The organism is Lactobacillus sp., assembly GCF_014803895.1.
Map to the genome: position 1 here is coordinate 19,905 of NZ_JAAVAU010000027.1, position 23,287 is coordinate 43,191.

The 23,287-nt window shown below is 34.6% G+C and carries 14 protein-coding genes; all 14 read left to right on the forward strand.

Going from position 1 to position 23,287, the window contains the following annotated elements; genetic code table 11:
- Window positions 1-14 precede the first annotated feature (14 nt).
- Window positions 15-4,202 (forward strand): hypothetical protein, encoded by a 4,188-nt coding sequence (locus tag HDR40_RS08085; protein WP_290628126.1) that lies wholly within the window; start codon window positions 15-17, stop codon window positions 4,200-4,202.
- Window positions 4,202-4,447, forward strand: coding sequence for a hypothetical protein (locus HDR40_RS08090; RefSeq protein ID WP_290628129.1), 246 nt, complete (start codon window positions 4,202-4,204; stop codon window positions 4,445-4,447). The genes HDR40_RS08085 and HDR40_RS08090 overlap by 1 nt, the downstream gene beginning before the upstream one ends.
- A 23-nt stretch (window positions 4,448-4,470) precedes the next feature.
- Complete coding sequence (locus HDR40_RS08095) at window positions 4,471-6,459, forward strand: hypothetical protein (RefSeq protein ID WP_290628131.1); 1,989 nt, start codon at window positions 4,471-4,473, stop codon at window positions 6,457-6,459.
- Window positions 6,460-6,474: 15 nt separating this feature from the next.
- On the forward strand, window positions 6,475-6,765 hold the full coding sequence (locus HDR40_RS08100) for a hypothetical protein (protein WP_290628133.1): 291 nt from the start codon (window positions 6,475-6,477) through the stop codon (window positions 6,763-6,765).
- Complete coding sequence (locus HDR40_RS08105; RefSeq protein WP_290628135.1) at window positions 6,758-7,615, forward strand: hypothetical protein; 858 nt, start codon at window positions 6,758-6,760, stop codon at window positions 7,613-7,615. Before HDR40_RS08100 ends, HDR40_RS08105 begins: the two co-directional genes overlap by 8 nt.
- 155 nt (window positions 7,616-7,770) lie before the next feature.
- Window positions 7,771-9,492, forward strand: coding sequence for a hypothetical protein (locus tag HDR40_RS08110; RefSeq protein ID WP_290628137.1), 1,722 nt, complete (start codon window positions 7,771-7,773; stop codon window positions 9,490-9,492).
- Between the two features lie 15 nt (window positions 9,493-9,507).
- On the forward strand, window positions 9,508-10,719 hold the full coding sequence (locus HDR40_RS08115; RefSeq protein ID WP_290628139.1) for a phage tail tip lysozyme: 1,212 nt from the start codon (window positions 9,508-9,510) through the stop codon (window positions 10,717-10,719).
- A gap of 45 nt (window positions 10,720-10,764) precedes the next feature.
- On the forward strand, window positions 10,765-11,373 hold the full coding sequence (locus HDR40_RS08120; RefSeq protein WP_290628141.1) for a hypothetical protein: 609 nt from the start codon (window positions 10,765-10,767) through the stop codon (window positions 11,371-11,373).
- The gene (locus tag HDR40_RS08125; RefSeq protein ID WP_290628143.1) at window positions 11,366-12,034 is read left to right on the forward strand and encodes a hypothetical protein; all 669 of its coding nucleotides are present in this window, start codon (window positions 11,366-11,368) and stop codon (window positions 12,032-12,034) included. Before HDR40_RS08120 ends, HDR40_RS08125 begins: the two co-directional genes overlap by 8 nt.
- On the forward strand, window positions 12,024-12,584 hold the full coding sequence (locus HDR40_RS08130) for a hypothetical protein (protein WP_290628145.1): 561 nt from the start codon (window positions 12,024-12,026) through the stop codon (window positions 12,582-12,584). The genes HDR40_RS08125 and HDR40_RS08130 overlap by 11 nt, the downstream gene beginning before the upstream one ends.
- The gene (locus HDR40_RS08135) at window positions 12,585-13,415 is read left to right on the forward strand and encodes a hypothetical protein (protein ID WP_290628147.1); all 831 of its coding nucleotides are present in this window, start codon (window positions 12,585-12,587) and stop codon (window positions 13,413-13,415) included.
- Window positions 13,405-16,128 carry an FtsK/SpoIIIE domain-containing protein gene (locus tag HDR40_RS08140; protein WP_290628149.1) on the forward strand — a complete coding sequence of 908 codons (2,724 nt, stop codon included), beginning with the start codon at window positions 13,405-13,407 and terminating at the stop codon, window positions 16,126-16,128. Before HDR40_RS08135 ends, HDR40_RS08140 begins: the two co-directional genes overlap by 11 nt.
- Window positions 16,125-16,934 carry a hypothetical protein gene (locus HDR40_RS08145; RefSeq protein WP_290628150.1) on the forward strand — a complete coding sequence of 270 codons (810 nt, stop codon included), beginning with the start codon at window positions 16,125-16,127 and terminating at the stop codon, window positions 16,932-16,934. Before HDR40_RS08140 ends, HDR40_RS08145 begins: the two co-directional genes overlap by 4 nt.
- A 43-nt stretch (window positions 16,935-16,977) precedes the next feature.
- Complete coding sequence (locus HDR40_RS08150) at window positions 16,978-23,118, forward strand: YSIRK-type signal peptide-containing protein (protein ID WP_290628152.1); 6,141 nt, start codon at window positions 16,978-16,980, stop codon at window positions 23,116-23,118.
- The last annotated feature ends 169 nt before the right edge of the window (window positions 23,119-23,287 follow it).

Here is a 23,287-nt window from a genome sequence, read left to right on the forward strand (position 1 = left end):
AAAGGGGGTGAAACATGAAAATAATAAAAAGATGTTCTTATTGTTTATTGAGATTTTTAAAAACTAAGACCGCTGTAATCTTAGCTTTATTAGCGCTAATAGGTGTGGGAGTATCCAGTCAGGTCAAAGCAAGTACTAATTATAATTTCTCAACTGTTTTTCAATATTATATGCTTGATAACCGTGCAGAGAGTGTAACAGAGCAAGGTAGTAATCATAAGGCAGCCTATGTGGCACCACTAGGGTCTGGTGGTATTAGCGGTTCATTTTCATACGATGATATTGTTAATTCTGCTCCTAATGAACAGGGTGCTCGTAATACTGCTAAAAACTTTGTCTCTATGATGGCAACTTACTCAACTTTTAAGTACTTTTCAAATAGAGTTCAAGGATTTGAGAGTATAGGTGCTTATATTGGACGTTTTATTATCATGATAGTATTGATGCCGATTGCGTTATTGATGGACTTTGTAAATATGCTGGTACCGGCTTTATTAAAGCTACTTGCTAAAATGAATATCATCCCTTTATTGGGAAGCGTATTAACTAATTTATCTATCCAATCTGGGATGCTTAAAGCTCTAGGTTTATCTAAAGAAACAATCAATAACTTTTTAGATGCGTTTCTTGCGATAGCTATTATCTTTATCTTAATTTCATTAGCAATGGCATTAAGGCGTGGTGCTCAAAATATCGACCAGTATCACTTTAATAAATTTAAAGGACGTATATTTACCATGATCTGTTTACCACTTGTAGTGGGTGGAGCTGCAACACTCATCAATTCAATTACTGATATGACTAGTAAATTCCCACAAGTAACTACTGATGATTTTACACGTTACTTGGTTGATGATAGAACTTGGGCTTATCAATATAACTTTGCGCCTATGGGTAACTCAACAAAAGAGTCTGATATAAAAAGCGATGATAATGGATCGTTTGTAGATCTTGATTTTGATCCTTATGTTGATGCTGGTGCTAAAAGAATCGCAAACATTAATCAAAATAGTTCTATAGCAGGTAAGCAATCAGTTTTTCCTAATAGTGCTTTATTAATGGCATATGGGATGAGTCAAGCATTTTCAGCTACCGATTATATCAATTATGAGGGGTCTGAACAGTCAAATGCTAATCCTATAGCTTATGGCTCTTACTATGAGTATGCTTTTGAATTTGGTCAAGGAACAGACAGTAAATTGTTAGACGTCAATAACGCTTACTATCCTTCTGGTGGAAAATCTGGTGTAAAAGATGATCAGGACGGCTCTTATAAGTCTGCAATCAATGATTATAAGGCAGGGAAAGACGGTAAAAGCTTAAATACTTCAGTTATTACAGCTTGGCGTGATCGCTTTATCTATGGTGCCAAAAATTCAGGTGATTTAGATAAGTACTACGGCACTACTCCCAGTCAAGAAATGGTTAAAAACCAAGTAGGTGGGCATAAAAGTGGTACTGTCCCATCAGACCAATCAATGTTTTTGATTTTATCAACAATATTTGATGAAAATGGTGGACGCTACTATATTGATGCGCCTGCCCGTGGTATTTACCAAATGAAAGGACAATTTGATAGTAACCGTTCAGATTACTATGTTGTTTCGATGATTGGAAACCCAGGCTTTACTATTTGTGGTATGCTTACGAAACCATTAATTACTTTAGTGGTTTGGATGGCATTACTCATAGCTATTTTCTCGGTGGGTTTGCTGGATATGAATATTAGACCGCTTGAAGCTTATGTTAAGGGAATCATAGTTGGAGATTTAGAATATCCAGCTGCATTCTTATTCTATGCATTAGGAATTGCAGGAACTTTAATAATGTTCTCGATTATGCCACAATTGTTAACTACATTCATTACTGCAATTTCAAATATGGTAGTGAAGGCTATCCCAATGGCCTCTGGTGCAACACCTACATCCCCACAACAATCATTAGCTTATAATGGTACTCCTTTAATTATTCAAGGAATCGTTGGTGTATTTTTTGCTGGTTTATGGATCAAGTCTGAAAAATTTAGAAATATCTTGAATGAGATATACTGCTATCCATGGAATTGGGCTAAAGCTGCTGGTGCTAGACTTGAACAGTCGGCTAATAGAAACGGCTATGCAGTTAAAGCTAGAGCTGCTGAGACCAATCAGAGAATGCATAGAAGATTTGGTAAACCTCTTAACAAGGCTAACGATAAACTGAGAGGCTTTTCTAATAAGTTATTGGGTAAATCAGCTCCTGTATTAGCAACAGATAATGATAATCCTGAAAATAGACCGAACAATGATGCTCCAACTAAGAGTACACACGAAAATGAAATACCTAAAAAGAGTACTTCTACTACATCAACTAGTAAACGTAGAAAGGCTAAGACTCCTGAAGAAATCAAACGTAATGGTCAATTTGATCGTATCAATAAAGACTTGTCTGATGTTCAAATGGATCCTAAGACCTCTAGTGCTACAGTGGATAAGGTACTTGATGCACAAAAAGCAGTTGACGACTTTAGAAAGAAGCCTACTAAGAAGAACTTTGCTGCTGCGAAGGGACGCTTAGAAGCTTTGAAGCAACAGATGATTAAAGATGGTGCTCCTAAGGGTAAGATTGCTGCAGTGGATAAGGCTATCAGCGAACTTGATAATCTTGGTAAAGACTACGGTATTGACCCTGAAAAGGTTAAACCAGAAAAACCGGTTAAATCTAAGAATGTTGAAGTTAAAGATAAAGATGATTCTAAGATTGAAGCTGGTAAACTTGGAAAAGCACAACAAGCTATTAATACCTTTAAGAAGCAACCAACCGCTAAGAACTTTGCTACTGCTAAAGGTCAATTAGAAGATTTAAAGAAGCAGATGATTAAAGATGGTGCTCCAAAGGAAGATATAGCTAAAGTTGATAATGCTATCAAAGATCTTGATAACTCAGCAAGAGAAAATGGTATTGATCCTAATAAGATTAAGCCAGACAAACCTGTTGTATCTAAGAATGCACAACCTAAGAGTCTTGATATTAGAGATACTGGGATTAAATCAGTTCCGGCTAATAAACTTAAGAGTACACAACAGGCTATGGATACCTTTAAGAAGCAACCAACCGCTAAGAACTTTGCTACTGCTAAAGGTCAATTAGAAGATTTAAAGAAGCAAATGATTAAAGATGGTGCTCCTAAGGAAGATATAGCTAAAGTTGATAATGCTATCAAGAATCTTGATGATTCAGCAAGAAAAGAAGGTATTGATCCTAATAAGATTAAGCCAGACAAACCTGTTGTATCTAAGAATACTCAGCCGAAGAAACCTAATATTAATCCTCAGCCAACTAAAATTACTAGACTTAGGGATGCCCAACAAGCTATAGATACTTTCAAGAAGCAACCAACTACCGATAATTACACTGCTGCTAAAGGTAAATTAGAAGGTTTGAAGCAGCAAATGGTTAAGGATGGTGTTCCTAAGGAAGATATAGCTAAGGTCGATAAAGCTATTAAGGGATTAGATAATTCGGCACAAAAGCATGGTATTGATGTAACAAAGCAAAATTCTACTAATGCAGGTAATGCTCAAACTACTAGTCCTACTGAATCGCACCATAAGCAAGTTACTCAAAAGGTAGATCAATCTGATAATAATAGTTCAGAGTCACCAAAGACTACGACCGTTGAAACTTCTGAAGCTCAAACTACTAGCCATACTAATACTCAAAATAAGAGCAGAATTTTAAAGGAGGCGCATAAACATAAGAATATATTAGATAGTAAAAATGTCGTCAAAGATTCTAAAGTTATAAATTCTGAGGACGCTGAGTCGACTTTCAAGAACACTAAAAAAGTTGTTGATCACTTAGAAACTCATAATAATCACAAACCAGTTGTAAATGTTACTGATACTAAAGAAACAAACAGAATCGTTAAGAATATAACTAGTGATCCTGAAATTCATAGAACTACTCGTTATGTGAATACTAACCAAATTAAGGGTGTAGTAAGTTCGCTAGGGGATGCAGCAAAAGATGAGCGTGTTGTAAAACCGCTTAAGCAGTTGTATCAAAGTCAAAACTTATCTGATGTTAAGCATAGTATCAGATCATTACAAAAGTCTGTGAGAGCTTTAGACTCTAATACAAAGAAACAAATCAATAAGAAATCATTGATTGATAGTTTGTATAATTTACAAAATAGTAATAAATTTGGAGGTAAAAAATAATGACAACATGGATTCACTCAGTTGCTGGTGAAATCTTAGGCTGGGTCTTAGCTGGTGTAGGATTATTCCTAGTAATTGTTGGAGTTATCTATATGGCAATGGCCTTGAAAGGCAAAACAAAGGAATGGGGCAATTTTGTTCAAAACTTCTTTGTAGGTTTAGTAGGGGGATTGATGTTAGCTTGGGCTGCTACAAGTCTTGTTAACTTCTTCAAGAGCAAGGGTGCTGAAATTCCTCATAGCTAATGATTTGATTGGAGAAGTCAAAAATGAAAGAAGATATGCAATTAGCTATCGCAATTTCAAATGCTGCTCCAGATGGAATTACCGAATTAGAAAAAGCCGCTAAAGAAAAAGGTGTTCATTTTTTTGAAAAGGATGAGCACCTTTTTTTATACCCTATTGATCAAGATTTAATTGAAGAGGCAGGATATGATTTAGGGACAGCTGATACTAGATTTGAATTAGTATGGGTTGATCCACAAAGTCATATTGTCAAGGAAAGCAATCTATCAGAAAAAATAGATAAAGTAGACTTTTTCAATAAAACTTTCCAACTTTTTGATTTACCTGATATTCTTACTTTTATTGAAAATAATAATGAGCTTATAGAACAGGAAAAGAAAAGTATTTCTGGAGAAGTCAGTGAACCTACACTTAATGATCCAGTTCAAACGAGTATCTCGGATATACAAGATGATGAAGATATAAATATTGATATTCCTACGTCTTTTGAAGATGAAGAAGATACCGATGATACGTCGAAAACTGAATCAGAAAAAGTGGATAATGAAATTGTAGACGAAAGCAAAAAAGAAGTTCCTCAAAATACAATCCCTACTGAAGAAAACGATAACGATGATGATCCATTTTCGTTAGAAGATTTATCTAAAGGATTTGAAGATGAGGAAGATGTAGAAGAAACCAGTGATCCTCCGAATATGGAGGACCCACTTATGCAAGCAGCGATTGAAATCTTTAATAAAAATACTATTGGAGATGTGTTACCGGAGTTTGACACTCAAACTAAGAACTTGATAAATTCAGATATCATTGAAGCTCAAGATAAAGTAAATACTGCGAAAAAACAAGCAATTGATAGTATTTATCAATCATTAAAGAGCAATCATGATAAAGAACTTGATCAAGCACTTGAAACAGAAATCGCTCAAGCTAAACAATCTCATGAAGGCAATATATCTCAAATCAAACAAAATCAGGATGCTGAGATAGATAAAATTGCTGATGAAGAAAAGAAAGCTTATGAGGATAAAAAAAATAAAGCCGGTCAAGCTGCACTACAAGATTTTTATAGAAAATATGATGCTGAACACCTCGACGAATTAAATAACATCATTGCATCTAAATCCGAAGTAGTAAAAAAGAACACTAAATCTGAAATTGAAATTGAAAATCAGAATCTAGATGATTACATTGAAAAGGTTAAAAAGTCTATTTTCAATCATGTTACCGAAAATCCTGAAATTGACAATATTTTAGATAGCTTTAGACAAGTACTTGATAATCAAAAGCAACGCTTGTTAAAAGAAATAAAACATGTAAAAACTGAAAATACAGATTTAAAAAAAAAAGTAACAAGTCTTAAGAATGCTGTTGAGATAAGCAAACAAACCTTTGATGCAAGAGTTAGTGCTGAAGTTGCTGAAAAAGTTAATCAACAAACTCATAAATATAAGCTTCAAGTTGAAGACGCAGATAATAAACGCAAATCCGCTGAAAATACAGCTAACGACTGGCGACAACAGTATATTGAGCAAAAGGCTAAAAACGATACTATGTTGGAAAAAATCAATTCTTTGAATGAAAGAATAACTAATATGCAAGATGTTCAAAGATTTGCTCCGATGCAACAGCCTGTCGCACAACCAACACAACCTCAAGTACCATCTCAACCGCAAGCTACGGACATTGTTACTAGAAAATCTGAAAATAATAATCATCCAAATAAATGGATAAAAATCTTAGGTATAGCAGCATTGGTTGTAGTATCCGTTGGATTTACAGGAACAACTACAGCTTTAATAATGAATAATCATCAATCTACTGCTCAACAAACTCCTACAGTTACCCAAACTGATAATGGAAGTTCATCAGAATCGTCAGATTCGACACCTAATACTTTTACCTATACGACCAAAGACGGTAAAAAATATGTAGTAACCAAGGATGATGATCATAGTGGACATTACACTGATGATAAGGGGGTCACTCACACAGTTATTTTCAATCAAAAATAATGGAGGATATGTGGTATGGATGAAATATATGTAGTTTCAGATGTTGATGAATCAGAATTGGAAAGTACTCCTAAAGATGCAACTTCCAAGAAAAACAAGAAACAAGAAAAAAAAGAAAAGAAGGTGTTTGCTCCTCTAAAAGGAAATGTAGAAAAGAAGCAAAACAGTTATGAGTTAACGCAATTACCTCAGGCTGGAAGCAATGATACAGATAGTGTTAATTTAACATTAACTGGTATTAGTTTAATTTTTACAGTCATTATTTTTATAATTGCTCACTTTAAGATGGGGACTAATAATGAATAATGAATTTAAAAATTATTCAGGTAATAGAACCAATCTAAGAGCTAGAGCTATCAATCAAATTAAACGCGTTGGTATTTCTGAACACTTGGGAGCACTTGGAGACTTCCTAGTAACAACTTGGGGTGGTATTTTAACTGCACTGGGAATCTTAGGTATTGGAGCAATAATAATCTTTATGATTCTTAATCTTGCAGATTTTTCAATATTACTTCAAAATACAATACCAGCTATACTGATGATAATAGGATTAGTGCTTATTGCTTTGAATGCACTGTTAACTAATCCAGTTCAAGGTAGTCAAATTATTGTTAGTGCAAAATTTCTGTATAAGAAATTTAGAACATGGGGAATAAAAGGAAAACGTCACCAAGAAAAATGGTGGCGTTTTTTGGATGATAAAGAGGATATTGTTGAGACTATTTACAAAAATAGACCTTATTATTTAGCGGTTTACAACGTAAGAGGGGTTGTTAGTCCTGTAACATTTGATAGAGACTTAGAAGATGCAGCAAGTGCAGATAATAATCTTTTATTAAATAATGAACGAGATACAGTTTTAGCAACAGTTGTAAGCGTTGATAAAACGAACGTTAAGAAAAAGCAACTACCTCTAAATGCTACACCAGCTATGAGAGCTAAACGTAATATGCAATATTCGCTAACATCGAATTTACCTAATAATCAGCAAATAAAAACTTTGAATATACTTGCAGCTCCATCTGTAAGTATATTGCGACAGCGTATTACACACCTTGAGTCTGCATATCAAACCGGTTTAGTAGTTGGATATCGTAGATTAAGAGGTAAAGATATCAAAAACTCATTTAAAGAAATATTTGGAGAGGGGTGAGATATTTGTTTAGGAGAAGGCATAGAAGGTCAAAATCCAAAAAAGTTAAAGATAAAAAAATTAGAAAGAAGAATGATTTTGTTGGAGACTCTGGATTTATGTATCCCTTCGGGTATGTTGATACTGACTCTTATATATTTTTAGGGCATAAAGTAATGGCTATATTTGATATTGTTTTTCAATATGGTACTAATAGACCAGCTGGGATAGGTTGGACTACTAATTTGATACCTAGAGGTTATTTAGATAATGGTCAAGTTATGTTTATTCAACGACAAAAGGGCGTTGATAAAGAAACAGAACAAAATATTGTTGGTAAAACATTATCTTCTAGTATGTCTACAATGGCTAATACTGATGATGATGATGCTAAAGAAGCTGCTAACAATTCTGATCGTATTCAAGATATCCAACTAGCTGCTGCTTTAGCGAAAAATAATATCATGGTCGACTCTGATATTTTAATGATTGTAAGAGCTAATACTCCTAAAGATGTAGAAAGTGTAATTAGTGAATTAAAACTGGATTATAAAAACTCTAGTGTGCGTGGGGTTATGATAGTGCGTAGAACTGGAGAACAGTTAAAGTCTCTTAGAGAGTCGTTAATTTCTGTTCATGGAGATCATTATCATAATACTGACATGTCTTCAGTTTCTGCGGGTAGATTATTCATGCCTTCGGTTGGCTTTTCTGATTCACAAGGTGTAATAGTAGGTGAAGATGTTCATTCACTTATAAATCGTAATACAGCAGTAATTGATTTTAGTGATATCAAAAGTGCAGTTATATATATGGGTAATGTACAACCTTTTGTGTCTATTGGTGGATATGAAGGTGGCTCCTTCATGCAAAATGGAGGTACTGCAGTTGCTCATGTAATTGCAGATGGCAATTATTTAAATGGTGGTAGAACTCATCATATTGTTTTATCTAAAAACGATTATCGAACAACCGATAGTTTAGTATTTGACATGAGAAAAGATGCCATTAATCCTTTTGAAGTTTTTGGTACTCCTGAAACAGTTCAACAAGATGCAAATACTAATTTTGATAAAGTTAGCACTATGCTTTTAATGGCTGCTGGAGCAGAAAATAATGATTATATAAAGCAAAATCTTAGTTCACAAATACGACACTGGTTTATTTATAAAGCTAAGGGTAATGGTATTTATACTGAGGACCCTGATAATGAACCTATGAAAGCTCAGCGAATTTTAGCTACAAATAATCATAAAGATTATCCAATACCTTCAGAATTTTTACTTCACTTAAACAATATGGTAACTGATGCCTCAAATACTAGTTCCCAAGAGTGGCGGGATGCAAAGCTAATGTATCAAACATTGGATACTTTGGTTACCTCATATCCTTCTGTCTTTAGACGAACTACTACTTTACCTAATGTGTACAAGGCAAAAGATAGGAATATTTACTATGATTTGTCTAAATTAGGGGAAGATAAGACATTGAAATCTATTACGTTTTTAAACGTGTTAGCTTATGTAACTAATAGAGCATTACCTGGTGAAACTATAGTAATTGAAGGCTTGGATGAAATCGATCTTCCAGTTAAAAGCTTAGCTACTTATCGTGAAAGAATGGATGCTAAAGGCATTAATTTAATTAGTGTATTTGAGCATATAAAGAATCCAGTTAATCCATTTTCCTATGAAACTTTTACAGGAATACTGAATCAACAAGATATGATTGTTTTAGGAGGGATTACTGACGAAGACGCACAACAATTAGGACAAAATTGGCAACATTTACCCCAAACAGTAATTTCTCAGCTTGAAGCTGCTAATGATGGTATCCTCTACTTTTATCGTAGGCGAGACCACATTGGTGCTTTGATTGATACACATCTTATTTTGTAGAAGAGGAAGTAAAATATGAAAATAAGCGCAAAAGGCGTGTCGATTATAGCGACATGCCTTTTATTATCGAATGTTGCAACTATCCTATCTACTAAGCATGTATCTGCAAATTTTGAAGGATTTACAAGTAGATGTATTCAAGATAAAAGTTCAACTACCAATTCGGAGAGTTCAAGTGATATGAGTATTACTGACTCAGGTGCAATCGGATCATGGACTAAAAAAGGTACTAAAGCGTATGATACGGCAAAAAAAGTTTTTATGTATTGGGTAGAAAAAGGAATGAGTGGAGTTCAAGCAGCTGGAATTGTTGGTAATATTGGAGGTGCTGAAGATAAAAGTTTTGTATTGGACCAAAAAGAGTATGGAGGAGGAGGGGGAGGTTTGTACCAGTTTACCCCGTATAGTAAGTATTTGAATGGATCTGATGGATCTTGGTCAGTAAAGAGCCAAGGTGACTTTGTTATTAAGTCAGAAAAGGGGACAGTTACTGCGTATATGTCTCAGGCAAAAAGTAGTACTCCAGGAGAAGCAGCGATTGCATGGATGAATCTCTATGAGCGACCATCTGAACGAGCAAAAGAAATTTCTTCTCAAGATAGAAAAGACGCTGCTGAGAAAGCTTATCAAATTTTTGGTGGATCTAAGTTTTCAGGAAGTAGTGCTTTATCAGGCAATCTTACTGCAATTAACAATGCTGTTGCTAACAAGGACGCAGAAAATAATCCTTGTGCCAAAGTAGAGGAGTCTAACAATGATGGTAATATTCTTAAGATTGCTAAATCTTTATTGGGTTACTTTACTTATGGTCAAATACACGGTGTTTCTAACATTGGGTCTGTTGATCATCCTGATAAAGACGGTGTTACTGATTGTTCTGGATTTGTTTGGCTAGTCTTAGCTAAAGCAGGATATAAAGTACCTGCTGATATGCAATGGTACACTCGTACGATGCAAGATGATGCGGAAGGTTCACACAAATACTTGAAGAAAATTTCATCAAGTGAAGCTGGTCCTGGAGATGTTGTAATTGTTAATACTGGTTCAGGTGGAGGCGATGCAGGACACACGGCTATCCTAGAAGAAAAATGGAAAGGTAATAAGACAAAAGTCATTCAACAAACTAGTGTTAAACACGGGGTTAGTGAAGGTACTTTCCATGATTCATTCTTAAGCTTATTAGAAAAGGGTGGCGAGCCATTTTTTGCTCGTCCAATCAAAAAATAATGGTTAAAACATATGGAAAGAAAGATAGATTTTAAATGGATAGGGGTGACGTTTTTAGTTGTTATTGCTATTTTTTTTGCTGGCTTTTTCCTGGTGGTCAAGTCTAATGGTCAAACTTCAAGGCTACAATCAGAAATACGACAAAATGAAGCTGAAACTTTAAGTTATCAAAATAAAACAAAAAATCTTTCAGTAAAAAAAGAACTGCAAAAAATGAGCGATGATGGCATTAACGTTCAGTCCTCTCTTAAAGAAGTAACAAAGAAAATACAAACGGCAATTTCACTTACTTACAATGTTTCTGAAACAGGAAGTAAAAGTGAATATAAACAATTGTCAAAAGCCTTACCAAAGTTAGTGGGTAAAGAATTTAGTTCTGAGCTTATTCAATTAGATAAACCAGTTGTTAATCAGTCTGGAAAACAAACTTTTCCTCATGGAAAAACGACTGATGTATTGATTACGTTTGGTAAATATAATTACAGCACTACTGCGGTTCCCGTATATATCGTGGTTGATTATGTGTCTCCTGAATTACAAGATTCAAACTCAAAGACTATTCCTGGACAAGATTTATTTGTTTTAAATTACGATATCAAGAAGAACTCTTTGAAGTTAGAACAATATATGAAAGGAGCAACGAATAATGAATAAAAAAAGCTCCGTAGTACAAATAATATTAGCAGTGCTAAGTGTTGCAGTAATTGTCTTTTCAATTTACGGTGTCGTAAATGTTTATCATTCACGTGTTGCATTGCTTAAACAAGTAAATCAAAGTAGCACTCAGCTTAAAGCTGCACAAACAGCATATAAAGATAAAGTACAAGCAATTTCTAATCAAACGATTGTAGAAGCTAAATCTAGTAAAGACCCTGCGGTTAGAAGTGTTGCAGTACAAAATACCAACTATGACAAGGTAACTAAAGTATCTAATCAATTTTTTAGATACTATTACACTTGGGGAAATAGTAAAACTTATTTAGCTCGAAAGAATAAAGTTAAGGATATTACTACTGCAAGTATCAGAAATAACAAGAGCATTTTTGATGACGGTAAAGATTCAACTGGTGGTAACTTTATCAAGAGTTTAGGATCACATTCTGAGTTTGATAAAGCTAGTGCTTATATGACACAAAATAGTGGTTCTACAGTTCAAGCTTTAGTTAAGGTAGTTAATACCGGCTGGACTACAGATACAGAAGATAATCCTGGACAATCGACTCACTACTATGATTTAACTTATGATCTTAAAACTAATAAGATTTCTAATCTAAAGTTGGTGTTTACCGAAAAGAGCGATGATAGTGATGACTAAGCTTAATCTTTACTATCTAAAGCTAAAAGGGCTTTATAAGGAATATGAAGATACAATTCATGCTGGTATGATTTTATGGTTAGGGATATTCATCGTGCTTTTTGGCATAGGTTTTATTAGACAAACTCATGCCGTAAACATGCCTAATAAATATTCTGCTGCTGTAGTAAGTACTGAAAAAGGTATGAAAACAATCAAGTCTGATTTCGCTAAAAAACAGCCCTTTACGCTGGTTTTGTATCGACCTGATTGCTCGGCTTGTCAAAGTGTTGAAACACGTCTGATGAAAGATTATTGGTATTCTAAGCAACAATCTAAAGTAGATCACATAATGTTGAATGTGAATAAACTTGATGAAAAGAATAGAAGTGAATTATTGCAATTGGTGCCACAAATTGCTGTTGATGGTGATAAAATTCCAACACCTTTGACGGCAAATGTACAACCAACCAGTAAAACTCACGCAGTCGTAAAAGATATTAGCAAAGATAATAATCCCTCTAAGTTTGAAAAGGTGTTGAAAAACAGCAAGAATTTGGAGGAACATTAAATGATTGAACTGCTTTTAAGGGTAGGGATAATTTTAACAGCGCTTGTGATTTCACAAGCGTTTTTTAATACATTTCTTTACCGACAACCAAGAAATTGGGGAAAAATATTAATCGTCACTATAGCGGTGATTGCCACCTGGCTAACAGCCATCCTATGTTGGATATTGGTAAACTTCTTACCAAAAATTCCAGTGTTAGGTAATATAGTTGGCTTTATAGATGCTCCGTTTAAAGCATTCTATGATTATTTACCCAAAATTTTGGGAATTATTTGGTTTGTTTTACCAATCGTTGTTGTTTGGATCATATTTCTCATTAAAGGAGGCGTTGCCTATCGAAAAATAAGGAAAGCATATTTTGATTTTATTGAAAAGCATGGAACTGCAATCAGCAGTGAACCTGATGTGGTCGTAGCTAATGATGAAAGTACAAATGAAGTATCTAAAAGTCCTGAAGCTAAAATTCAAGATTCTGAAGAGCATATTCCTAAATTGATATTTGACTCTGAATTACCACCTCAAAAATATTTTTTAGATGGGAAAGTCAAAACTGTACCGTTTGAACATCGTACAGTAAAAGGAATTGCTAAAGCTCTTCCCTTGGCTAAAACGGAACTGTTGTTAGGAAAAACATTAGACGGGTATGTGGGAATATATGAATCTAGAAAAGGTTATCGTCAATTACAAAAACTTTTTTCTGAAAACAGTATTGATATCACAAATGTAAAGGCTAGTCCCTCAATAGTTTTCTTTACTTCAAAAAAAGTAAAGAGCATGGGCTTAAAGGAATATGTAATGAAATTAAGGCAGGTGAAGAGAAATGACTCCTAAAATACTTCATGCAATATTTTATTGGATCTTGCCTTTATCAATTGCTTTAGGCTGCTTCTTTATATTTCTTCATTTTGCTCATAGAAGCTTTGAAAAAGCAGATGTTGACCGTATTTGGAAAGTAACTGTCAAGGTAGGAATTGGATTAGGTATTTTAGCAATAATTTATGCTTTATTTACCTATATTCCATTTTTGCATCAGATAGTACGTTTTATTCAATTGTGGGGACACAGACTATTAAAGCTTGCATTTATTGGAAAGATCTTACAAAGTATCTCAAAATTCTGGCACCTCGTAATAAAATTTATCTCAAGTTGGTTACCAGTATATTTGAGAGCCTTTGTTTTGATTTGGATACCTGCAGGCTATATCTGGGTGCAAAGCTTGATTTGGCGTATCAAGTTCAGTAGAGCAGCTAACATAATTTGTAGAGTTGTAATTTTTTATCCATATCTTTGCTTTAAATATCTTTTAGGTTATCAAACACCATTCTTTGATTACATTCAGACGAAACTGTATGTAGCAAAAATCAAGGAAAATGTAAGTGATAGTTACTTTGAAGCGCTGCAAGGAATAGATGATACTGGTAAGCCTTTTGACAATGGGCAAGGTGGTACCGAACGTATTCAAAAAATTAAAGCTGCAGCTATTTCAATGAGACAAACACGAGCAACAGTAAAAACAGCACATGGTGTGCGACATGCTCAACTAATCATTAGAAATTCTCGAGAAGTTGCAACGGATCAAGTTATTGAACAGCAGTTAAAAGGATTAGGATTGAGGCTATCTGCTCCAAGTATCAGATTCCAAAAGGATCCTGTTCTTAATACTGATAAAGGTGGTTATATTTTTGACTCTGATGTTCAATACAACGCTAGTGATCAATTAGGTTCTTGGCAGGCTATCTTCTTTAATCCATTCAGTAATGAACATAAAATTTCTACTGGTGGTGAAGGTAGCTGGGAAGCTATTAAAAAGATGTATCGAGGTATGTTGAGTTACTTTATTCACTTAACTCCAGCAGCTTTATACGAACGTATGACTGCAATTGCTAAGAATAAATACACTCCAGATACCTCATCTACAACTGCTAAGTACAAGGCTCAACAAAACTTAGATTTAAGTGTTGTTCCAGAACCTGTTGATCCTGATAGTGGTGAAACTGTTGCAATGTTAAAAGATAAGGCTCTTAAGGCAGCCCATGACCGAATAAGTGATGTAACTGATGCTTTGATTAGATACAAAATCAATGTCAGTTTTAATGATGTTGAAGTTGGTGGTAATACTGCAGTTTATCGCTATACCTTATCAAGATCTGCAAATATTCCAACTGATTGGAAGAGGATTCAAGAAGGTTTGGCCAACTTGTTAAAAACTACTGATATTCCAATTATTAGAACTGAAAAAGGTAATTTGTTAGTCACAATGGTCAACGGTGTTAATATTCCAGTTGACTTTAGAGAAATGATCAAGAAACGCCCAAAGGGGTTATCAGAAATTATTTCTGGTGCTGCTGGTCTAGATGCGATGGGGAATGTCATTGACTTTGTATTAGGTGATAAAAATCCTCACGCAATGCTTTTTGGTAAAACTGGTACTGGTAAGACCGTATTGATCATGGATATTCTTTATTCAATCATGAGCGTTACCGACCCTAAGCATTTAAGGATTGCTTATATTGACGGTAAAGGTAACTCGTTTGAATTTATGAGAACTGATAATCCTAATGCACCGTCTTATCACCCTAATCCTTTTGTTTATGCTCAACCTGCGGATGGATCTGGTGATATTGAATATGCTCGTGCACTCGTTCAGCACATGGTTAGAGAATGTCGTAGAAGAATTGACTTATTCAAACGTAGAGGGGTCTCAAAGTTAGCCGAATTTAATAAAAAGTATCCGGATGAAGCTTTATATGAAATTTTGTTTGTCTGTGATGAATTTTCTGCTTTGACTGATACTGATGATCAATTGAAGGCTAGTGAACTAGCTGACAAGGGTATGACTGATGCATTTGAATACTTAGCCAAAATGGCTAGATCTGTTGGTATTCGAATGATTTTAGCTAATCAGACTGCACGTAAAGAAAAAGTTCCTGGTAGAATTACGGCCAACATTACTGGACGTATTTCTTTAGGGGTGGCTGAGCCGATCGAATCAGATATTGCATTGCCAGATTCCAACGTTGCAGTTAACTTGATTACTCAACCTGGTGAATTTTATTCAGCAATGCATGGTGCAAGAAATGTTCAACATGGTAATGCACCATACTTATCAGATGATACGATGTATGCCTTAAATGACTCGTTAGAAAAGAGATTTGGACATCATGACTATGTTTTCACTAGAGAACAAATCATGAAAGAAATGGACGATGATTCAGAAGATAGTGGAGCAAATGATGAAAGTTATGCTAAGCCTAATAATATTCCGACAGTAAAAACTCCTGTAGATGAATTGATCAAGATAATTGACCATTATCCAGAATGGGCGGTAGCTAACCCTAATCTTGAAGCTTTCACTGATAATGAAGAATTTTTCAATTCTACTCCTAATCAAAGTGCTGAAAAACGTCAAAAAGTTGCTCAAGCTTTGAGAGAAGCTCAAGGTAAAGCCAAGATGATCAGAGCAGCTAATATTGCTCAAACACGTAAAAGTGCTGGTAGTAATGTAGCTGCAATCACACATGGTGTAACAGGAGATAAATTATGATGGTAGATATTTTCGGACGGCAGTACAGTCAACTGATACCGTACGAAAAAGCATTGAACAGATTTCTACATTATCTTAATTTTGCTAAAGAGGGTCCAACTCCTGTTTATGAAGTGGTATCTTTCAGAATAAATAATCTTGATGGTATCAAATTAGCATTAGGTCAGGTTATGAAAGGTGCAGTTGTTTGGCAACATACTGATAAATGGCATACTGCAGCAATTTATATTAAAAAAGGTGAAGGACGTAAATTTAGCAGAGAAATCATCAATCTGTTTTCACACGGAGTCGATAATGTAGCAGCTTTTCAAAAAGCGTGGGTCAAAGAAAATGGTAGATATGAATGGGGGGTGTTTCCAAAGTTTCCTGGAAGTTATGCAAATGGAGTTAGAAGACAACAAGAAAGCTACATTGTAGCTGCTATGAATTATCCGGAAAATAAAAACTCTAAAATTCCAGGATCTTTTAAAAAGAACCAAGTACATAGAACTCACTTAATTAGTGCACAAATTACAGGTATTGAAAGTCAAAAAGGATTATTGATTGATTTTGATGGTTGGTTGAACACTAATTTGATGAATCAATTTGAAATTAAAATCTTAGACTTAACAGAAAAGCAAGATGTTGTTTGGACAGCTAATGTCTGGATTCCAGAAGATAATCATTTGCACTGGAGATACTCAATGTATGACAAAGATTACCGATTGATTGCTGAACAAGAATGGATTGATGATCGTTGGGTATATGTTTGGCACTATGATGATGGACAAAATAAATTAACAAAAAACGACTACACACTTAAGTAGTCGTTTTTTATATGTTCAAAATTTTAAAGAAAAGGATTAAAAGATGGAAAGAGATAGAATACAACGTTATTCAATCAGAAAGTTGTCTGTTGGGGCAGCTTCCGTACTAATCGGAATGGGTTTTGCTGGAGCTACTACTGCTAATCAGGCAGATGCAGCTACTGTAGATACTAATCAAATAGAGCAGACTGAAAATGCTGCTACTCAAAATGCAGATTCTAATAAGAATTCAACTTTAGAAATTAAAACTCAAAGTGAAGCTCAAACTGAGAATGAAGTTAAAAACGAAAATTCAGCAAAGACTACAACTGAAGCTAATACTGCAGAAGTTTCTCAGACTCAATCAGATACGACTGCTCAAGTTGAACAAGATACGCAAGAACTTCCTACTCAAGAACAAACTTCAAATTCTCAAGTGACAAAAGATAGCGTAGAAAGTAAAAATGCTGCGTCATCTTCAGCTAATTCTCAAGTTCAGGTAGCACTCAAAGAAGATATTCAAAATAATCAGGCTGAAAAGCAATTACAAACATTGATGCCGTCTTCGGATGCCAAAGGGGCAAATGTTGATGATTTAACTAAGGAAACTACAACTTCAGTTTCTAATCAGTTGAATAAAAAAGAAGAGAAAAAAGTTAATAATTCTGCTGAACAAACTATTAATACTTTAGATACAGTAGATATTAAAAAATTGAAAAGTAACAGTTTAACAAATGATAATTTATCTCAAAATGAACTTGTAGAAAGTAAAGTAACTAAAAATGTTGCTACTACGTCTGATGGAACTGAAATTGATCCAGCTCAATATGGTTATATTAAAACAGGTGCAGGGTGGACAATCAGTACGAATACTATGGCTACAGCGAGTTCCAGCAAAATTTCACTTTCAATGCCTAAAGATGTTAATCGTACATTAAAGCAAGATGAACCATATTATGATGTTACTGGTAGTGGCACAATTGATGCAGATGTCTTAAAGGATAATAGTGGTAAAAAAATCCTACTTGCTTCAATTCCAGTAATTGAAACTGATCAATATCGTGAAAGTCTTACCTCAGCTGGCTATTTCCATACTCACCCATTAACTGTTGCGTTAGATGACGGTACCAGTCTCAAAGCTGGTGATATTAGCATTTCAGCTTGTGGTGGGTCTGACTGGAATATTGGTGGTTATGATAGCACTAAGCATGATAATAGATATGAAATAACGTTAAATGTTACGGCAACGCCTGAGCAATTAGCGCAATTTGCTGATGAGGTTACTTTTGATTATGATATCTCGGGTGGTGTGATTTTACAAAGAAGTATTGATTCATATGAAGGGTTTACAGATATGCCAGTGGGTTACACTCATGATGCTTATTTAATTACACCTGATAATGAAGTTTATACGGATCATATTAATCATAGTGCCGATGAAGATACTTTGAAGGTATTTACTGCTTCTGATAATCATACGTTAACAGGTAATATTACATCAACTGATAATCGTATATGGCTAAACAATACAGTTACGACTAATCTTGACAATATTCAAGATAGTACAGTAAAAAAAGTTGCTAAGATAACAAGTAGTGTAGTTGATGAAGATGGTAAGGAAATTGCGCCTGGATTTAATGGACATGATTTAGATGCAGCAAATGGTGGACATGCATATGATTTTCAGAAGCAAGTATTTAAAGGAAAAGACGGAAAATTATATCAAACTTCTGAGCAAATATCATCAATGAGTGGTAATCCAAGTATTAATCAAAAAAAGGTAGATGATGATTTAGACGCTAATACTCTTTATAATATGCTGCAACCAGATGAGATTTTAATTTCTTATCAAAATACTGATCATTCATATTTAATTGCGTGGTCACTTAATTCTAAAACTGTGTTGTCTAGTCCGAATTATGATGAAACTAATAAGAGGGCTTTCATAAATAGTTATGAAGGTTCTGTGATTGATCCAGCTAAACTTGGTTATAATAGCCGTCAAGAAATGCAAGATGATATTAATAAGCAGTTTAGTGAGGGAAAACAATACTATGCAATGTTAGAAATTAAAAACTCTGAACTTGATAATAATGCTAAAAGTTATAATAAGCCTTTTATTGTAACCAGTACTGATATTACACCTGAAAGTGACGTTAAAATAATTAATCAAGCTACTTATACACCTGATGGTACAAAAGTAAATGTTAATTATTATGCTAATGCTCCAATCTATTATATTGATAAAGATACGAAACAGAATATTTCTAATGATATAACTAAAGGAGTAAAAGGCAAGACTTCAAATGTGAAGTTTACTGTTCCTACTGGTTACGAATTTGCACCAGATCAAGCAGATAATGAAGATCACATTTTTACTGGTACAGCTACAGATCATATTGATGTATATGTAGTTGCTTCTAATCAAACTATTCCTATTAGCTATGTAGATGATTTAGCAAATCAAAAAGAAGTAGGTACTGACTCATTTATTGCTAAAACTGCTACTGATTATACTTATGTGGCTAATAAGATTCCTACTGGTTATCAACTAGCAAGTGATCAACCAGCAATTGTTACTGGTACAGTTAAGCCAACTGATAATAAAATTACTATTCATTTAGTTCATGCTAAAAAAGAAGTTTCTCAAAATAATGGTCAGTTAGTGCGTACAGTTACGGTTACTAATCCAGATGGATCAACTAAGCAAGTTTCAAATAAAACTTACAAGATTAAACGTACTGGTATGCAAGATGATATTACCGGTACTATTGAATGGAATCCTTGGTCAACTACAAATGTAGATGCGGTAGAAATTCCATACATCGATGGTTACACCGCATACCTTGTAGAAGGTGATAAAAGTTTAGCTAATACCAATGGTAAAGGTGCTTTGACTATTACTAAAGAAGAATTTACAGGTGATAATGACAACACTGATAAGATTCCTAACATTACCGAAAACTTTAAAGTAGCATACAGAGCAAATTCTCAAGTAGCACATGTTATCTTTACTGATAAGACAACTGGTAAACAACTTGATGCTCGAGATTTAGAAGGTAAATCTGGTACAACGAGTGTTTATGACCCAACTGAAACTATTAATGCTTACATTAAAGATGGTTACAAGCTTGATAAAAATGATATTGCTACTGCAGGTGGTAAAGTCGTCTTTGATAAAGCAGATGAGGGTGATCAAACTTACTATATTGATTTAAGTCACGTTCTTACTCCAGTAAATGAAAGTCACACTGCAACTCGTACAGTAACTTACACTTATAAAGGTGGGGTTAAGGCTGGACAAAAAGCTGCAAATGATAATGTTTCTACCGTAACATTTAATCGTACAGGTAAGCGTGATGAAGTAACTAAGCAAATTGCTTGGGATAAATGGACTCCAGGAGATACGGCTAACTTAGCTGCGGTAACAATTCCAACTATTAAAGGTTATACCGCTGACCATAGCAATATTGCTGTTAAAGCTGTTACCCCAGCAAATGCTGATTCTGTTAAAGATGTAGTTCAAGTTAACTACACTCCAGATAAGCAAGTAGCTTCGATTATTTTCTATGATGATACCAACAATGGTGAAAAATTATTCACTAAAGACTTATCAGGTGTTACTGACCAAAAGCAAAACTATGATCCAACAAATGATATTAAGGTTTACACGGACAAGTATTATGACGTGGTAAGTAATAATTATCCTAAGGGTGGTTTTGTCTTAGATAACGATGATAATAAAGACCAAGTATTTGAAGTTCACTTCAAACACCACATTGCAACTGTCACAGATCCTACAATGTTGACAGCTACTTTTGATCGTACAGTTACAACTCATACTCCAGATGGTAAATCAAGTGCTACTAAGCAACATTACGTGATTAACCGTACTGGTACTCAAGATTTAGTAACTAAGAAGTACACTTTCACTAATTGGTCAACTGCTCAAGTACATGAAGACAAAGGAAGTGTATTAGATGGTTACACTGCAAAAATTAATTCAGCAACCCCAGGTAACATCACTTCTATCAATAAAGATGGTGTACCTATTGTGAAAGCTGAAACATTTACTAATCCTAACGATGGTACTTTAACTGCTAAAAACGTAGTTGAAAGTGTCGATCTTGGCTATACTGCTAATAATCAAAAAGTGATCGTAAATTACATTGACGATACTACTAATAAGACATTAGAAACTAAGAATTTAGTGGGTAAATCAAATAGCGATTCCGGTTATACAACAGAACCAACTATCAAAAACTATTTAGAAAAAGGCTATGACCTTGTAAGTGATGATACTGCTGGTAAATCAATTAAATACGATGCTCATGACAAAGTAGATCAAGTTTACAATGTTCATTTAAAGCATCATATTTCACCAGTAACTGATCAAAAGATGTTGACTGCAACATTTAAGCGTACAGTTATTGAAAATCTACCAGATGGTAAGACTAAAGAAATCAGACAATTCTATGATATTCACCGTGTTGGTGCTCAAGATCAAGTAACCAAAGAATATACTTTTAGCAAGTGGTCAACTGCACCAGTTAATGAAGATGTCGGTGACGTATTAGATGGTTATACGACTACTATTACTTCACAATCTCCTAAAAATATTGCAAGTATCAATAAAGATGGTGCCCCAGTAGTTAAAGCAGAAGTATTTACTAATCCAGATAACAATTCAACTACTCCAAAGAATGTAAAGGAAAATATTGAACTAGGCTACACTGCTAATACTCAAAAAGCTACTGTAAATTACATTGATGATACTGATAATAAGACTCTTGCTTCTAAGGGATTAGAAGGTAAATCAAATAGTGATTCCGGTTATACTACGGCTGATACAATCAAGGATTACATTGCTAAGGGCTATGATTTGGTGAGCGATGATACTAACGGTAAATCAGTCCAATTTGATGCTCATGATAAAGTAGACCAAGTTTACAATGTTCACTTAAAGCACCGTATCTCAGATGTAACTGATAATCGTATTTTGAATGCTACATTTGATCGTGTAATTACTGAGAATATTCCTGGTAGTAAGCCAAAAGAAATCAAGCAACATTACGTGATCACTCGTACTGGTAAGCAAGACCAAGTAACTAAGGCATATACTTTCGGTGACTGGTCAGTTGCTCAAGTTACAGAAGATAAGGGTGATAAGGTCACTGGATACACTGCACAAATTGATGCAGCTAAGCCTGAAGACTTTATTACTTTAGTTGATGGTGTTCCTACTGCTAAGGCAGAACAATTTACTAATGAAAATGGTAAATTGCTTCCAAAGAATACTACTGAAACGGCAACTATCAACTATGTAGCAAATCCAGAAAGTGCTCAGTTAACTTATGTTGATGACACTACGGGACAAAATCTACAATCAGTTACTACCAATGGTAAATATGCCGATACTATCGTGTTTACCCCAGATGTTGATACTGTTATCAAAGATTATGAAGGTAAGGGCTACGTCTTAGTTTCAAATGATTTCAAGAATCAAACCTATGGTGATGGTGCCAACAACTTTACTGTTCATTTAGCTCATGGAACTAGAACAGTTAGTCGTTCAACGACTGCAAATGAAGTTATTCACTATGTATATCAAGATGGATCTAAAGCCCTTGATGATTATCAAGCAACTCCAATTACTTTTACTGATGAAGGTACTCAGGATTTGGTGACTGGTGAAACTGTTTGGAACAACAACTATACTCCAGTTAACGGAACATTTGCTGCTGTAGAATCACCTACAATTGATGGTTACAGTCCAGATAAGGCTTCTATTGATGCACAAACCGTTGATAGTAATAGTGGAAACTTAGCCTTTACTGTAACTTATGTGAAGGATCCTGAACCTATGGTTCCAAGTGAGCCAATTCAACCTAGTGAAGCTTCAACTACTCCAGTTGAACAACCAACTATGCCTGTAGAAGAACCAGTTACTGAGCCTACGGTAGAAAAAATTGCTACTAATACTGAACCAGTTGAGGAAAAGGTAGAAACTGAACCTACTAAGAAGAAAGTTGAAATCATTCTTCCTAAAGTTGAAAAACAAGCACAACCAACTGAGCCTAAAGAAAATGAATTACCACAAACCGGTACTAAAGACGAAAGTAAATTAGGAATTATCGGTGCAGCGGTTGCTGGAATTGCTGGTGTCTTCGGATTAGGTGCTGGTAAAAAGAAGAAAGAAGACTAATTAAGATGAAAAAATATTTGTTAACGAAAGAATTACGTATCTAGGGCTTCCCTAGATGGTGTAAGCTTGATTAACTTATAGTGTAAACACAATATTAGAAAAAGCTCTCTAATGTCGATATTTTGGCGTTAGGGAGTTTTTGATTTTTGTAAGAAAGTATGGAAAAAAT

Bases quoted from the DNA above. Each gene is read 5' to 3' on its own strand.
- HDR40_RS08115 (WP_290628139.1), top strand. From the start codon at position 9,508: ATGAAAATAAGCGCAAAAGGCGTGTCGATTATAGCGACATGCCTTTTA.
- HDR40_RS08100 (WP_290628133.1), top strand. From the start codon at position 6,475: ATGGATGAAATATATGTAGTTTCAGATGTTGATGAATCAGAATTGGAA.
- HDR40_RS08085 (WP_290628126.1), top strand. From the start codon at position 15: ATGAAAATAATAAAAAGATGTTCTTATTGTTTATTGAGATTTTTAAAA.
- HDR40_RS08095 (WP_290628131.1), top strand. From the start codon at position 4,471: ATGAAAGAAGATATGCAATTAGCTATCGCAATTTCAAATGCTGCTCCA.
- HDR40_RS08145 (WP_290628150.1), top strand. From the start codon at position 16,125: ATGATGGTAGATATTTTCGGACGGCAGTACAGTCAACTGATACCGTAC.
- HDR40_RS08090 (WP_290628129.1), top strand. From the start codon at position 4,202: ATGACAACATGGATTCACTCAGTTGCTGGTGAAATCTTAGGCTGGGTC.
- HDR40_RS08125 (WP_290628143.1), top strand. From the start codon at position 11,366: ATGAATAAAAAAAGCTCCGTAGTACAAATAATATTAGCAGTGCTAAGT.
- HDR40_RS08105 (WP_290628135.1), top strand. From the start codon at position 6,758: ATGAATAATGAATTTAAAAATTATTCAGGTAATAGAACCAATCTAAGA.
- HDR40_RS08140 (WP_290628149.1), top strand. From the start codon at position 13,405: ATGACTCCTAAAATACTTCATGCAATATTTTATTGGATCTTGCCTTTA.
- HDR40_RS08150 (WP_290628152.1), top strand. From the start codon at position 16,978: ATGGAAAGAGATAGAATACAACGTTATTCAATCAGAAAGTTGTCTGTT.
- HDR40_RS08135 (WP_290628147.1), top strand. From the start codon at position 12,585: ATGATTGAACTGCTTTTAAGGGTAGGGATAATTTTAACAGCGCTTGTG.
- HDR40_RS08110 (WP_290628137.1), top strand. From the start codon at position 7,771: ATGGCTATATTTGATATTGTTTTTCAATATGGTACTAATAGACCAGCT.